Source organism: Bradyrhizobium sp. 138 (assembly GCF_023074075.1).
Taxonomy (GTDB): domain Bacteria; phylum Pseudomonadota; class Alphaproteobacteria; order Rhizobiales; family Xanthobacteraceae; genus Bradyrhizobium.
The window spans coordinates 164,527-179,128 of the sequence record NZ_JADPKT010000073.1 but is presented as its reverse complement, the minus strand read 5'-3'; the positions used below and the strand labels follow the sequence as shown (position 1 = coordinate 179,128).

The 14,602-nt window shown below is 64.3% G+C and carries 10 protein-coding genes; 8 read left to right on the top strand and 2 right to left on the bottom strand.

All coding sequences use genetic code 11. The annotated features are described in order from the left end of the window. The first annotated feature begins 145 nt into the window (after positions 1 to 145). From IVA79_RS25865 to IVA79_RS25840, 6 genes are all read left to right on the top strand, one after another. Positions 146 to 1,777 (top strand): CTP synthase, encoded by a 1,632-nt coding sequence (locus IVA79_RS25865; protein ID WP_212289360.1) that lies wholly within the window; start codon positions 146 to 148, stop codon positions 1,775 to 1,777. Between the two features lie 82 nt (positions 1,778 to 1,859). Then, positions 1,860 to 2,186 carry an NIPSNAP family protein gene (locus IVA79_RS25860; protein WP_247558227.1) on the top strand — a complete coding sequence of 109 codons (327 nt, stop codon included), beginning with the start codon at positions 1,860 to 1,862 and terminating at the stop codon, positions 2,184 to 2,186. A 117-nt stretch (positions 2,187 to 2,303) separates the two neighbouring features. Further along, on the top strand, positions 2,304 to 3,152 hold the full coding sequence (gene kdsA, locus IVA79_RS25855; protein ID WP_247558225.1) for a 3-deoxy-8-phosphooctulonate synthase: 849 nt from the start codon (positions 2,304 to 2,306) through the stop codon (positions 3,150 to 3,152). Continuing rightward, positions 3,152 to 4,360: an MFS transporter gene (locus tag IVA79_RS25850; protein ID WP_247558223.1), complete on the top strand. Its 1,209-nt coding sequence runs from the start codon at positions 3,152 to 3,154 to the stop codon at positions 4,358 to 4,360. The genes kdsA and IVA79_RS25850 overlap by 1 nt, the downstream gene beginning before the upstream one ends. A gap of 473 nt (positions 4,361 to 4,833) precedes the next feature. Further along, on the top strand, positions 4,834 to 6,708 hold the full coding sequence (glsA, locus tag IVA79_RS25845) for a glutaminase A (RefSeq protein ID WP_247558220.1): 1,875 nt from the start codon (positions 4,834 to 4,836) through the stop codon (positions 6,706 to 6,708). Positions 6,709 to 6,976: 268 nt separating this feature from the next. After that, a complete protein-coding gene (locus IVA79_RS25840; RefSeq protein ID WP_247558218.1) occupies positions 6,977 to 10,354 on the top strand; it encodes an autotransporter domain-containing protein in 3,378 nt (1,125 codons plus the stop codon). Between the two features lie 17 nt (positions 10,355 to 10,371). Here the strand turns inward: IVA79_RS25840 and queF are convergent, their stop codons facing one another. Next, positions 10,372 to 10,824, bottom strand: a complete 453-nt coding sequence (queF, locus tag IVA79_RS25835; protein WP_247558216.1) for a preQ(1) synthase — start codon at positions 10,822 to 10,824, stop codon at positions 10,372 to 10,374. Positions 10,825 to 10,874: 50 nt separating this feature from the next. After that, complete coding sequence (locus IVA79_RS25830; protein ID WP_247558214.1) at positions 10,875 to 11,852, bottom strand: lyase; 978 nt, start codon at positions 11,850 to 11,852, stop codon at positions 10,875 to 10,877. A 176-nt stretch (positions 11,853 to 12,028) separates the two neighbouring features. Between IVA79_RS25830 and eno the strand changes: the two genes are divergently transcribed. Beyond that, positions 12,029 to 13,312: a phosphopyruvate hydratase gene (gene eno / locus IVA79_RS25825; RefSeq protein ID WP_247558212.1), complete on the top strand. Its 1,284-nt coding sequence runs from the start codon at positions 12,029 to 12,031 to the stop codon at positions 13,310 to 13,312. A 41-nt stretch (positions 13,313 to 13,353) separates the two neighbouring features. Continuing rightward, complete coding sequence (locus IVA79_RS25820; RefSeq protein ID WP_247558210.1) at positions 13,354 to 14,487, top strand: zinc-binding dehydrogenase; 1,134 nt, start codon at positions 13,354 to 13,356, stop codon at positions 14,485 to 14,487. Positions 14,488 to 14,602: the final 115 nt, after the last annotated feature.

Here is a 14,602-nt window from a genome sequence, read left to right as displayed (position 1 = left end):
GGCTTCTACCGTCCTGCATCAAAAATCCCCATCAAGGCACTGTCACCACTCTTAGTTCTGGATCACCCACAGGCCCGCAAAATCTTTGGGGCGGAATACGAATCGCTTTGGCGAATCGAATTCGAGGGATTAGAGGTTAAGTCCCATGGCGCGGTACATATTCATCACCGGCGGCGTGGTTTCTTCGCTCGGCAAGGGTCTGGCCTCAGCGGCACTCGGTGCGCTGTTGCAAGCCCGGGGCTACAAGGTCCGCCTCCGCAAGCTCGATCCCTATCTCAACCTCGATCCCGGAACGATGTCGCCGTATCAGCACGGCGAGGTGTTCGTGACCGATGACGGCGCGGAGACCGATCTCGATCTCGGTCACTACGAGCGCTTCACCGGCCGGCCTGCGACCAAGGCCGACAACATCACGACCGGGCGCATCTACCAGGACATCATCTCCAAGGAGCGTCGCGGCGATTATCTCGGCGCGACCATCCAGGTGGTTCCACACGTCACCAACGCCATCAAGGAATTCGTCCTCGACGGCAATGACGACTACGATTTCGTGCTGGTCGAGATCGGCGGCACCGTCGGCGACATCGAGGGCCTGCCGTTCTTCGAGGCGATCCGCCAGCTCAAGAACGAGCTGCCGCGCGATCACGCCGTCTACATCCATCTGACGCTGCTGCCCTACATTCCGAGCGCCGGCGAGCTGAAGACCAAGCCGACGCAGCACTCGGTGAAGGAGCTGCGCTCGATCGGCATCCAGCCGGACATCCTGCTCTGCCGCACCGACCGCGAGATCCCGAAGGAGGAACGGCGCAAGCTCGGCCTGTTCTGCAACGTGCGCGAAAGCGCCGTGATCGAGGCACGCGACGTCGACAATATCTACGCGGTGCCGGAGGCCTATCACAATGCCGGCCTCGACGACGAAGTGCTGGCCGCTTTCGGCATCGGTTCGCGGATTCCGCCGGAGCTGCGAAGCTGGCAGCAGATCAACGAGCGCGTGCGCAATCCCGAAGGCAATGTCACCATTGCCATCGTCGGCAAATATACCGGCATGAAGGATGCGTATAAGTCGCTGATCGAGGCGCTCTCGCATGGCGGCATCGCCAACAAGGTGAAGGTCAACCTCGACTGGATCGAGAGCGAGATCTTCGAGAAGGAAGATCCGGCGCCGTTCCTCGAGCACGTCAACGGCATCCTGGTGCCTGGCGGATTCGGCCAGCGCGGCGCGGAGGGCAAGATCCGTGCTGCGCAGTTCGCACGCGAGCGCGACGTGCCGTATTTCGGCATCTGCTTCGGCATGCAGATGGCGGTGATCGAGGCCGCGCGAAACCTCGTCGGCATCGAGGACGCCAACTCCACCGAGTTCGGCCCGACCAAGGAGCCGCTGGTCGGCCTGATGACGGAATGGCTGCGCGGCAACGAGCTCGAGAAGCGCTCGCAGGCCGGCGACCTCGGCGGCACGATGCGGCTAGGCGCCTATCCCGCCGCGCTCAATCGCGGCAGCCGCGTCTCGCAGGTCTATGGCGGCGCCACCGAAATCTCCGAGCGCCATCGCCATCGCTACGAGGTCAACACCGCCTACAAGGACCGCCTCGAGCAGCATGGTCTGAAATTCTCAGGCCTGTCGCCCGACGGCGTGCTGCCTGAGATCGTCGAGTACGAGGATCACCCCTGGTTCATCGGCGTCCAGTTCCACCCCGAGCTGAAGTCGCGGCCGTTCGAGCCGCACCCGCTGTTCGCCTCGTTCATTCAGGCGGCGATGGTGCAGTCGCGGCTGGTGTAGCGCTTTCTCTGCCTTTGACGCACACGCAATTTGTTGCGACAACTCGCTGCCGCAAGAACAACAATGCAGGAAGTGAGCTCCAATGATCTACGAGATGCGCATCTATCGCTGCGTGCCCGGCCGGCTGCCGGCGCTCCTGAAGCGGTTCGAGACCGCCACGCTGAAGATCTGGGAGAAGCACGGCATCAAGCAGGCCGGGTTCTTCACGACGCTGATCGGTGAATCCAACCAGGAGCTGACCTATTTCCTGGCGTGGGACTCGCTCGCCGAGCGCGAGAAGAAGTGGGGCGCGTTCATGACCGATCCGGACTGGATGAAAGCCCGCGCCGAGAGCGAGGCCGACGGCCAGATCGTTGGCAACATCGTCAGTCAGATCCTGACGCCGACCGCCTTCTCGGCGGTGAAGTAGCAATCCTTGCCGCAGCGGGGAACTCTGGCGCAACCCTGATATTCGAACGGCCCGGGCCGAATGGGGTTGATCCGACCCCCATGGCGGCTATGGTCGCGCCGAAACGAGGGATTTGCCTTGAGCTCTTCGCATTCAGCGGCGCCGGTCGTCAGCATCGGCAAGGTCAGATTCGGCAATGATCTGCCGATCGCTATCATTGCAGGACCCTGCCAGCTCGAAAGCCGCCAGCATGCGCTGGAGGTCGCTTCTGCGCTGAAGGAGATCGCTGCGCGGCTGAACATCGGCCTCGTCTACAAGACCTCCTTCGACAAGGCGAATCGCACCAGCGCGTCGGCAGCGCGCGGCCTTGGGCTTTCGCAGTCGCTGCCGATCTTCGCGGAGATTCGCTCCTCGCTCGGCCTGCCTGTTTTGACCGACGTGCACGAGGCCACGCAGTGCGCCGAGGTGGCGCAGGCCGTGGACATCCTCCAGATACCCGCGTTTCTATGCCGGCAGACTGATCTGCTGCTCGCTGCCGCCGCAACCGGTAAGGTCGTCAACGTCAAGAAGGGACAATTCCTGGCGCCGTGGGACATGGCGAATGTCGTCACGAAGATCACCGGCGCTGACAATCCCAACGTGCTCGTCACCGAGCGCGGCGCGTCCTTCGGCTACAACACGCTGGTCTCCGACATGCGCGCGCTGCCGATCCTGGCGCGCACCACCGGCGCGCCTGTCATCTTCGATGCCACCCATTCGGTGCAGCAGCCGGGCGGGAAGGGGACCTCCTCGGGCGGCGAGCGTGAATTCGTGCCGGTGCTGGCACGGGCGGCTGTTGCCGTGGGCGTTGCCGGCGTTTTCATCGAGACCCATCCCGATCCTGATCGCGCGCCCTCGGATGGCCCCAACATGGTGCCGCTGCGCGAGTTCGAGGGCCTGATCGCCAGGCTGATGGCGTTCGACGCGCTGGCAAAGAATCCGCGCTGATGCAGCAGAGCGAGGCGCGGCCGCAAGACCACGGCTTGCCGACAGCGCTCTACGTCATCTCAGGCGCAAGCTTTGCCGCAGCATTGTCGGCGCGCGCGCTGGATCCGGTGCTGCCGCACGTCGCCGAGGATTTTGGCGTCAGCATCGCGACCGCCGCCGGCTTTGCCGCGGTGTTCGCCTTCACCTTTTCGATCATCCAGCCCATCGTCGGCGCTGCCGCCGATCTGTTTGGCAAGACGCGGCTGATGATCTTCTGTCTCGCGCTGCTCGGCCTTGCCAATATCCTGGGCGCGCTCTCATCCTCGTTCTCGGTTCTGTTTGCGACCCGCATCCTCGCCGGCATCGGCTCCGGCGGCGTGTTTCCGGTGGCGCTCAGCCTGACCAGCGATCTCGTCGGGCCGGAGAAGCGCCAGGTCGCGATCAGCCGGACGCTGGCCGGCGCCATGACCGGCAATCTGCTCGGCGCATCCGCCTCCGGGTTGATCGGTGACTTCCTTGGCTGGCGCGGCGTGCTGGCGGTGCTCGGTGCGCTCGTGATCGTCGCCTCGATCGCGGTTGCGGCCGGCTTTCACGGCGCCAGGGTGCAGCATCCGCCAAAGACCAGCCTGTCGGCGCTGAAGGCCGGCTATCGCACCATCTTCACCAATCCGAACGCCTATGTCTGCTACTCCGCCGTGTTCATCGAGGGCTGCTGCGTGCTCGGCTTGTTTCCCTACATCGCCTCGTTCCTGTTCGACCTCGGGCAGACCTCGCTCTCGATCGCCGGCATGGTCATCGCGGGCTTTGCGGTCGGCGGGCTGTTCTACACGCTGACGGTGTCGCGCCTGCTGCCCTGGCTGGGCGTGAAAGGCATGATGATCTCCGGCATGACGCTGGTGGCCTCGCAGCTCGTCGCCGTGGCTTTCGGCCCGCGCTGGGAAGTGCAGGCCCTGAATCTCATCGTGATGGGATGGGGCTTCTACATCGCCCATGGCTGTCTGCAGGTCTTCGCCAGCGAGCTCTCGGTCGAGGCACGCGCCACCGCGCTGTCGCTGCATTCGTTCTTCTTCTTCATGGGGCAGACCGTGGGACCGCTCGCCTACGGCTTCGGCCTTCAGCATGCCGGCAAGATGCCGACCCTGTTCGCGAGCGCAGTGATCATGGTGGTGCTGGGCGTTGTCTGCGCCCGGCTGCTCAAGCAGCGCGCGCCGGCTGACGCGCGGGTCTGACGAAAGTCGCGCAGGAACCCTGCAACTAAATCGGACGCCCTGCCTTCGGCGTGTTACAGCCGGGAATGACAAAGTTCCTGATCGCCGCGCTGCTCGCCATGGGTCCAGTCGCCGCGCAGACCTCTCTTGCGCAGCCTAAGCCACCGGTGACGGATCGCGAACAGGTGCAAGCCGACCGCGCGAAAGCGGCTGCCGAGGAAAAGAACGCGCCGACCACGCGTCCATGGGACAGAGATGCCAACGGCAAACGTCCCTGGGAAAGATCATCCGTCCCCAAATAGCGCGTCGCTGCGTTCGCTTCGACTCCGACCACACGCGCCGCGATCATGGTCGTGCTTGGCCTCGTCTGTGCCCACTTGCTCACGCCGCGCGCGCCGCCCGACGCGCGCTGAGGTCACTCATCATCACACAATCGGAATCGTACACATGGCATGGGGATTGCTTCGAATTTGGGCAAATCGAGGTGTGAGACCGTGGACGCCCAGCTCAACCGTTTGCCCAGCCCGGCAGGCACGCCTGGATCGACCGGGTATCCTACCAGGCCACCGCTCCGGCATTTCCTGAGCGACTGCTATGAGAAGTTCAGGGCGGATCATTCCGGAGAGCTCGCCGACTACATCCCTGAGTTGAAGCGCGCCAACCCTGACCATTTCGGCATCGCCCTCGTCACCATCGACGGCCATGTCTACGAGGTCGGCGACAGCGCGGTGCCGTTCACGATCCAGTCGGTCTCGAAGGCCTTCGTGTTCGCGTTGGCCCTCGAGATGGTCGGTGAGGCGCGTGTTGCGGCCACCATCGGGGTCGAACCGAGCGGCGAGGCTTTCAACTCGATCCGGCTCACCAACGACAACCGCCCCTTCAACCCGATGGTCAATGCCGGCGCGATTGCCTGCTCGGGCCTGATCTACGAGGTGGACGGGAAGGGCGCCTTCGAACGCGTCCGCGCCAAGCTCAGCGAGTTTGCCGGCCGCGACCTCGGCGTCGACGAGGCCGTGCACGCCTCGGAGACCGCGACCGGCAATCGCAACCGGGCCATTGCCTGGCTGCTGCGGAATTACGCCGTGTTGCCGGATGACGTCGACGCCGTGCTCGACGTCTATTTCCGCCAATGCGCCATCTTGGTGACGGCACGCGATCTCGCGGTGATGGCGGCAACGCTCGCCAACCGGGGCATCAATCCGGTGACGGGCGTGCAAGTGATCACGCCGCACATCGTCGCGCGCACCCTGTCGGTGATGACGAGCTCGGGCATGTACGACTATGCCGGCGAGTGGACCTACCGCGTCGGCATTCCCGCCAAGAGCGGGGTGGGCGGCGGCATCGTCGCGGCGTTGCCTTCGCAACTGGGGCTCGGGACCTTCTCGCCGCGGCTCGACCATCATTTCAACAGCGCGCGCGGCCTGAAGGTCTGCGAGGCGCTGTCGGCACGCTTCGACCTGCACATGCTCAATCGCAACGCCGACGTCCGCACCAGCGTCATCGCGGATTACGACGTCTACGGCATCTCCTCGCGCCGCAGCCGCCAGCCGCAGGAGCAGCAGATTCTCGACGAGCGTCACAGCGACATCCGCGTGCTCGAGCTGGTCGGCGCGATGAATTTCGGCACCATCGACTACGTCACGCGAAAGCTCAGCGACGAGCCGCCGAGCGCGCCGTTGCTCATCATCGATTTCCGACGCGTTCCCGACATCACCGCGGCCGGCGCGGAGCTTCTGGGCGAAACGCTGACCGCTCTTGGCAATGCCGGCGTCACCGCCATTCTATCGGGTTTGGAGGAGGCGTCCGCGGTGTGGAACGCGATCGCCGCGCGCACGGCCGAGCCGCGTCGGCTGCGGCGCTTCGCGCTGCTCGATGATGCCATCGAGTGGGCCGAGGATCAGGTGATCTACCGCTTCGGCGGCTTCACCGACGTCAAGGAGAGCACGCATCTCGGCGAGCAGGCGCTGCTCGCCGAACTCGACGCGGAGGAGGTCGCCGCGATCGTCAAGCTCTCGACCACGCGGCACTATGCGGCGGGCCAGCGTATCGTTGCCGCCGGCGAACCCGCCAATTCGCTGTTCTTCCTCCAGAGCGGCATGGTCAGCGTGAAGCTGCCGAGTGGCGTGCGGCTGGCTGCGCTCGGTCCCGGCATGGCGTTCGGCGAGATGGCGATCCTGGAGCGGAGCCGCAGCGCTGATGTCTTTGCCGACACGCCCGTCACCTGCCTCGAACTGCCGCTGGACAGCTTTGCCGATTACCGCCACCTGCACCCCGAAACAGCGTTGAAGATCATGCGCAATCTCGCCGCGATCCTGGCGCGGCGGCTGGTGCTGGCGAATGCAAAGGTGGATCTGCTGAGCGCGTATTAGACGCATTGAGGGCAGCATGGTTGACCCGGCTCGGAGGGTGCCCGAGGATTGTGCAACCTTTTGTTGCCGCCCAGCCACACCGCCGTGGAATCGCCGATCGGCGCGGCTACGCAATCGATCGTCGATGGTTCGCAGGTGGCGAAGCAGCTAGATATTTCCCGTTTGAAGTACCTGGGAATCGAGGGCAGCGTAGGGCCCAGCGGAATTTTCCATGATCGGGGCAGGCGGGGTAGGGCCCACGCGTAGGGCACTCTTAATCAGGTCTCTGTTGGCCGGCACAGCTCTTGCGACGGTCGCGTTGTTGCCGTCCCTGGCGCGAGCGCAGGTCTGGCAGGATGGCGGCGTCGCCAACGGCAATTACAACGAGTCGACCAATTGGACGACAAACACCGTCCCCGACACCGCTGGCGAAACAGCGACCTTTTCCGCCACGGGCACGACGTCCGTCACAATTACCCTTGGCCCCATCTCACCCCAGTCCTGGATTTTCGACGCTACGTCCCAGGGCTACGCGATAAGCGGTCAGGCGGTGAATTTTGTCGCCGGCATCACCAACAATGCCGTCGGCGTCGGCACTTTCATCTCGATCAGCAACAACATGACGGGCGCTACGATCTCGCAGGCGGGGTCGAGCCGGTTGACGCTGTCCGGCACCAACTCGTTCACCACCACCAGTGTTACCGCCGGAACCTTCGTCAACAGCGGCACTCTGAACACGTCGTTGACCAACAGTGCGATCACGAGCAATCAAGGTACCCTGACCGGCGATATCACCAACACCGGCAATTTCTCCAACATTCCCGCCGGCGCCATCTCCGTGACCACGATTGCCAACAACGGTGGCACGATCTTCAACAACGGCTCGATCACGACGACCGGCGGCACGACCAATTCCGGCGCCTTCAACACGACGGGCACGGTCAACGGCGGGCTGACGAATTCGGGCACGGCCAACGCGAGGGGCGTGCTCAATGACGGCATCACCAACCAGGGCGGCGGCTCCTTCGCGCTGATCGACGATCTCACCACCAACGGTGCGGTCACCAACAACGCGACCTCGAGCCTGGCCGTGCAGTTCGGCAGCTTCACCGGCATCACGACGCTGACGAACAATTCGACGTCCGCCACCGCGGTCCGGGTCTCGGCGGGCCGGACGTTGAGCGCGGTCAGCATCATCAACAACGCCGGCACCTTCACCAACGGCGGTACGGTGACGACGGCTGCCGGGACGACGAACGCCGCCGGCGGTACCTTCACGACGACCGGAACGGTCAATGGCGGACTGACGAATTCCGGCACGGCGAACGCAGCCGGCACGATCAACGGCAACGTCGATCATCAAAACGGTACCTTCACGGTGACCGGTGCGCTCACCGTCAACGGGACCCTGACCACCGGTGCAACATCCGACCTTTTTGTCTCAGGTGGCGATCTCACCGTCACGACGCTGATCAACCAGTCCAATGCGATGATTCACGCCACCTGGATCGACGCTGGCCGGACGGTCAATGCGACGACGGTGACCAACGACGGCAATCTTGGAGTCACGGGAACGCTGAATGCGACAAACACCATCAGCAATGCTATCGGCGCCAATATCGTCGTCGACCCCACCGGGACGATCAATGGATCGATCAACGCCGCCGGCGGATACACGCAGCTATATGGGACGATCAACGGCAACGTGACACTGTCCGGCAGTCTCGCTTCGATGAACACCTATGGTGGCAGCGTCACGGGGCGGGTGGACATGACGGCTGCCGGCGCGAATGTCTACTCGACCTCCGGCGGCGCGACCTACGGCTCGCTCGCCGGCGTGGCGGGCACCCAGCTGAATACGGGCGCGTTTGTCTTCACCGTCGGGGGCGACAATTCGACGTCTCTGTTCGCCGGATCCATCGTTGGCACCGGTAGCTTCGTGAAGACCGGTTCCGGCGCCCTGATCCTGTCCGGCGATAGCAGCGGTTACACCGGCACCACCACGGTTGACGGGGGCACGCTCGTTGTGTCGGGGTCGATGGCGTCGTCGGCCCTCACCACCGTGAATACCAATGGATACCTGACCGGAGACGGTGCAGTCGGAGCCGCCCTGATCGCGGGAGGCTATTTCTCGCCGGGTGCGCCAGGTGGGCCGGGAACCTCCATGGCGCTGGCAAGCCTCGTGATGCAACCCGGGGCGTACTTCAATGTCTTCGTCAATCCCACAACCTCTACCTTTGCCAATGTTGCCGGCAATGCATCGCTTGGCGGCGCCACCGTTAGTGCAAATTTTGCGGCCGGCTCTTACGTCGCCAAGCAGTACACGATCCTGAATGCGGCCAGCATCACCGGCGCGTTCAGTCCTACGGTCACCAATCTTGGCCTGCCGTCGGGCTTCCATACGTCGCTGAGCTACGACGCCACCCATGCTTACCTGGACCTCGCGCTGAACTTCGTGCCTCCCTCCGGCAATCTCAACGCCAATCAACAGAACGTCGGCAACGCGATCATCAACTATTTCAACACCAACGGCACCATCCCGATCGCGTTCGGCGGTCTTGCGCCCGCCGGCCTGACCCAGCTCTCCGGCGAGGTCGGCAGCGCGCCGCAGCAGGCGACCTTCAACGCCATGAACCAGTTCATGGGCGTGATGACCGATCCGTTCATCGCGGGCCGCGGCGATCCCGCCAGTGCGGGCGGCACGCCGAACGCTTATGCCGACGAGAGCTTGGCTTATGCGGCAAAGAACGCCGGTCGCAACAAGAGCGAGCGTGATGCATATGCTGCGATCTACACCAAGGCACCGATCGCACCGTCGTTCGAGCAGCGCTGGAGCGTCTGGGCAGCCGGCTTCGGCGGTGCGCAACAGACTGACGGCAGCACGGCCGTCGGGTCCAACACCACCACGAGCAATCTCTATGGCACCGCCGTCGGTGCGGATTATCGCATCTCCCGCGATACGCTGGTCGGCTTTGCGCTTGCCGGCGGCGGCACCAACTTCACCGTGGCGAACGCGCTTGGCGGCGGCCGGTCCGACCTGTTCCAGGCCGGCGCTTTCTTCCGGCACATCGTCGGCCCTGCCTACATCACCGGCGCGCTGGCCTATGGCTGGCAGGACATCACCACAGATCGCACCGTGACCGTTGCCGGCGTCGACCGTCTGCGCGCCGAGTTCAATGCCAACACCTATTCCGGCCGGCTCGAAGGCGGCTACCGCTTCGTCACGCAAGGCGTCGGTCTCACGCCTTACGCTGCGGCTCAGTTCACGACCTTCGATATGCCGGCCTATGCCGAGCAGGCCATCGTCGGTAGCAACCAGTTCGCGCTGGCCTACGGCGCCAAGAGCGTCACCGACACCCGCACCGAGCTCGGCCTGCGCACCGACAAGGCCTTCGCCCAGGCCGACGGCATCGTCACGCTGCGCGGCCGGGTGGCCTGGGCCCACGACTTCAATCCAGATCGCGCCATCGGGGCGACGTTCCAGACGCTGCCCGGCGCCAGCTTCGTCGTAAACGGCGCGGCCATGGCCGCCGATTCCGCGCTGGTGACGGGATCGGTTGAAAAGAAGTGGCTGAACGGCTGGTCCGCCGCCGGCACGTTCGAGGGCGAATTCTCGAACGTCACACGCTCCTATGCCGGCAAGGGTGTGGTGCGGTACGCGTGGTGAGACGCAGGATGCGCGACTCAGCCGCGCCCGCGATAGGACGCGACGCCTTGCTCGGGCACCCATAGGCCCTTCGGCACGCGGCCGGTCTGCCAGAACACGTCGATCGGAATGCCGCCGCGCGGATACCAATAGCCGCCGATGCGCAGCCATTTCGGCTTGATCTCGCTGGCGATGCGCTTGCCAATCATCACGGTGCAGTCCTCGTGGAAGGCGCCGTGATTGCGGAAGCTCGCGATGTAGAGCTTGAGCGATTTCGACTCCAGCAGCCACGCCCCCGGAGCATAGTCGATCATCAGATGCGCGAAATCCGGCTGGCCTGTGACCGGGCAGAGCGAGGTGAATTCCGGCACGGTAAAGCGCACCAGATAGTCGGTGCCCTTTTGCGGATTGGGCACCCGGTCGAGCTGAGCGTCTTCCGGTGTATGCGGCCACTCGACCGCACGGCCGAGCTGGAGGGATTTTTTCGGCATCGTCGTCACATCCTGTTTCAATGCCGGGATGGACGCAAATGCCGCTGTCGTCAACCGGCGGCGATGGTCTGGATCATGACGATCCGGTCGTTACCGGACTCGCAGCCCCAGAGCTCGCCGGGCCTGCCGTCGAGCTGGCGCACGGCGGCATTGGCTTTATCGCTGGCGAACACGTTGAAGCGCTCGGTGGCGGGGTCGAAGCGCACGATGGCATTGGCGGAGAAGTCGGTCAGCCAGACCTTGTCCTTGTCGTCGACGAAGACCGCATAGGCGCGCGGGCGTTCGCCCGGCAGCTTCCAGGTCTTCCACGAGCCATCGGCGGGATCGTGCACCGAGACGTGGCCGCTATTCCATTCGCTGACCCAGATCCGGCTCTTCGAATCCGACCAGACCCGCCGCGAGCCCGCGCCGGGCGTCGGCGGATCGACCATTGCGGCATCCCCCGTCGCGCGATCAATCTTCGCGATGTAGCTGCCGGCGAGCGAGGCGTACCAGACATCGCCCTTGGGGGTGACAGTGATGCCGTAGGGACCGACGCCCTTCGGCGCCCTGAACACGTTCATGTCGCCGGAGTTCGGCGCGAGGCGGCCGTAATAGCCGGACTGGCCGGTGAACCAATAAGTGCCGTCCTTGTCGAACACACCGGTGTTGAGATTGGCGGAGGCGAACTTTTCCGGCAGGCGGAACAGGGTCACCTTGAGATCGCCGGGATCGACCCGCGCGATCGCATTCTGGCCGCCCTCGGTGATCCAGGGCGCGCCGTCGGGGCCGATGGTCACGCCATGCGGAGCGGCGCCCTGACCGAGGTTGACGGTCTTGAAACGGCCATCCCGGGGATCGAGTCTGCCGAGCAGGCCCTTGCCCTGCGCCGTGAACCAGACCGAACCGTCAGGGGCGGGCGCGAGATCGTGCAGGCCGATGCCGGCACTGATCCGGAAGTATTTCGTCCGGAACGGGCCCTCCTGGGCAAAACTTGGGCGGGCCACGAACAGGGCGGTACTCGAGGCGAGAAACTGGCGGCGATTCATGGCGTTACCCCGGCTGGTTCAGATTGAGGTTGGACGCGCAGATCAGTCGATTTCAAGCTTAGCTCCGGCCGCTTCACGCGTCAGTCGAAGCACGCCGTCCAAGCGTTCACATTTGCTTGCGGCCCGTGTAAGACCCGCGGCGAACCGATCAAACCTAACGAACGGAAGTGCACATCATGACCGCGATCATTGACATCATCGGCCGCGAAATCCTCGATAGCCGGGGCAATCCCACCGTCGAGGTCGATGTCGTGCTGGAGGATGGCGCGCTCGGTCGCGCTGCCGTGCCCTCCGGCGCGTCTACGGGCGCCCACGAGGCGGTGGAACTGCGCGACGGCGACAAGGCCCGTTATCTCGGCAAGGGCGTCACCAAGGCCGTCGGCGCCGTCAACGGCGAGATCTTCGAAGCCCTCAGCGGCCTCGATGTCGAGCAGCAGGCTCAGATCGACCAGATCATGATCGACCTCGACGGCACGGCGAACAAGAGCCGGTTAGGGGCCAACGCCATCCTCGGCGTCTCGCTCGCCTGCGCCAAGGCAGCCGCGAACTCGCTCGACATGCCGCTCTACCGTTACGTCGGCGGCACCTCGGCGCGGCTCCTGCCGGTGCCGATGATGAACATCATCAATGGCGGCGTGCATGCCGACAACCCGATCGACTTCCAGGAATTCATGATCCTCCCCGTCGGCGCCTCGTCCTTTGCCGAGGGGCTGCGCTTTGGTGCGGAAGTCTTCCACACGCTGAAGTCCGAGCTGAAGAAGGCCGGCCACAACACCAATGTCGGCGACGAGGGCGGCTTCGCCCCGAACCTGCCGTCGGCCGACGCCGCGCTCGACTTCGTCATGAACGCGATCGGCAAGGCCGGCTTCAAGGCGGGAAGCGACATTGTGCTCGGCCTCGACTGCGCCTCGACCGAATTCTTCAAGGACGGCAAATACGTCTATGAAGGCGAGGGCAAGTCTCGCTCGATCTCCGAGCAGGCCAAATACCTTGCCGACCTCGTCTCGCGCTATCCGATCGTCACCATCGAGGACGGCATGTCGGAAGACGACATGGACGGCTGGAAGGAGCTCACCGACCTCGTCGGCAAGAAGTGCCAGCTTGTCGGCGACGACCTCTTCGTCACCAACGTCAAGCGCCTCGCCGACGGCATCAAGGCCGGCCGCGCCAACTCGATCCTGATCAAGGTCAACCAGATCGGCACGCTGACCGAGACGCTCGCCGCCGTCGAGATGGCGCACAAGGCCGGCTACACCTCGGTGATGTCGCACCGCTCGGGCGAGACCGAGGATTCCACCATCGCCGACCTCGCGGTTGCCACCAATTGCGGTCAGATCAAGACCGGCTCCCTTGCGCGGTCCGACCGCACCGCCAAATACAACCAGCTCCTGCGCATCGAGCAGCAGCTCGGCAAGCAGGCGCTGTACGGCGGCAAGGCGGCACTGAAGGCGCTGGCATAAACCAGCGCTTCGGATAGCGAAAAAGACAGGGGAGGATCGACATGAGCGACGGCAAGACCGGACTGCAACTGCGTTCGCTACTGAAGAAGAGCGGCGAGCTGGAATTGTCCCTCGTGGATGTCCCGACGCCGGAGCCGGCCGACGACGAGGTCGTGGTGCGCGTCGAGGCGACCCCGATCAACCCGTCCGACCTCGGCCTCCTGATCGGGCCGGCCGACATGTCGGCCGCCAAGGCCTCCGGCACCAAGGAGAGGCCGGTCATCACCGCGACCATGCCTGAGGCTGCGATGCGGATGATGGGAGCCCGGCTCGATCAGTCGCTGCCAGTCGGCAACGAGGGCGCCGGCACGGTGGTCGGGGCCGGATCGTCGGACGCTGCGAAAGCCCTGATGGGCAAGACGGTGTCGATGATCGGCGGCGCGATGTACACGCAGTACCGCGTGCTGAAGGTCCGCGACGTCATGGAGCTGCCGGCGGGCACCACGGCTGCGGACGGTGCGTCCTGGTTCGTGAATCCGCTGACCGCGCTCGGCATGACCGAGACGATGCGGCGGGAGAACCACAAGGCGCTCGTGCACACTGCGGCTGCGTCCAATCTCGGCCAGATGCTCAACAAGATCTGCATCAAGGACGGTATCGGCCTCGTCAACATCGTCAGGAGCAAGGAGCAGGCCGATATCCTGCACAAGATAGGCGCCAAGCACGTCGTGGATTCCAGCGCACCTGATTTCACCGACGATCTCACCAATGCGCTGGTCGAGACCGGCGCCACCATCGCCTTCGATGCCATCGGCGGCGGCAAGCTGGCGAGCCAGATCCTGACCGCCATGGAAGTTGCGGCCAACAAGACCGCCAAGGAATACAGCCGTTACGGCTCCAACGTGTACAAGCAGGTCTATATCTACGGCAGCCTGGACAACCGTCCGACCGAATTGAGCCGGTCGTTCGGCCTGACCTGGGGCGTCGGCGGCTGGCTGCTGACGCCGTTCCTCCAGAACATCGGTCCGGCCGAGATCGGTCGCCTGCGCCAGCGCGTCGCGTCGGAGCTCAAGACCACCTTCGCCAGCCACTACACCAAGGTGGTGTCGCTGACCGAGGTGCTCGATCCCGCCAACATCGCGGTGTACGCCAAACGCGCTACCGGCGAAAAATTCCTCATCAACCCAAATAAATAATCGTGATCTGCGACGGCAGGTCACCGCAGGAAGGTCTTGCCTTCTGAGCGCGGCGGGAGATTATTCCGCCGCCATTGAATGCGGAAAACCGCAAGGGCTCAGAAGGGGACCTCTC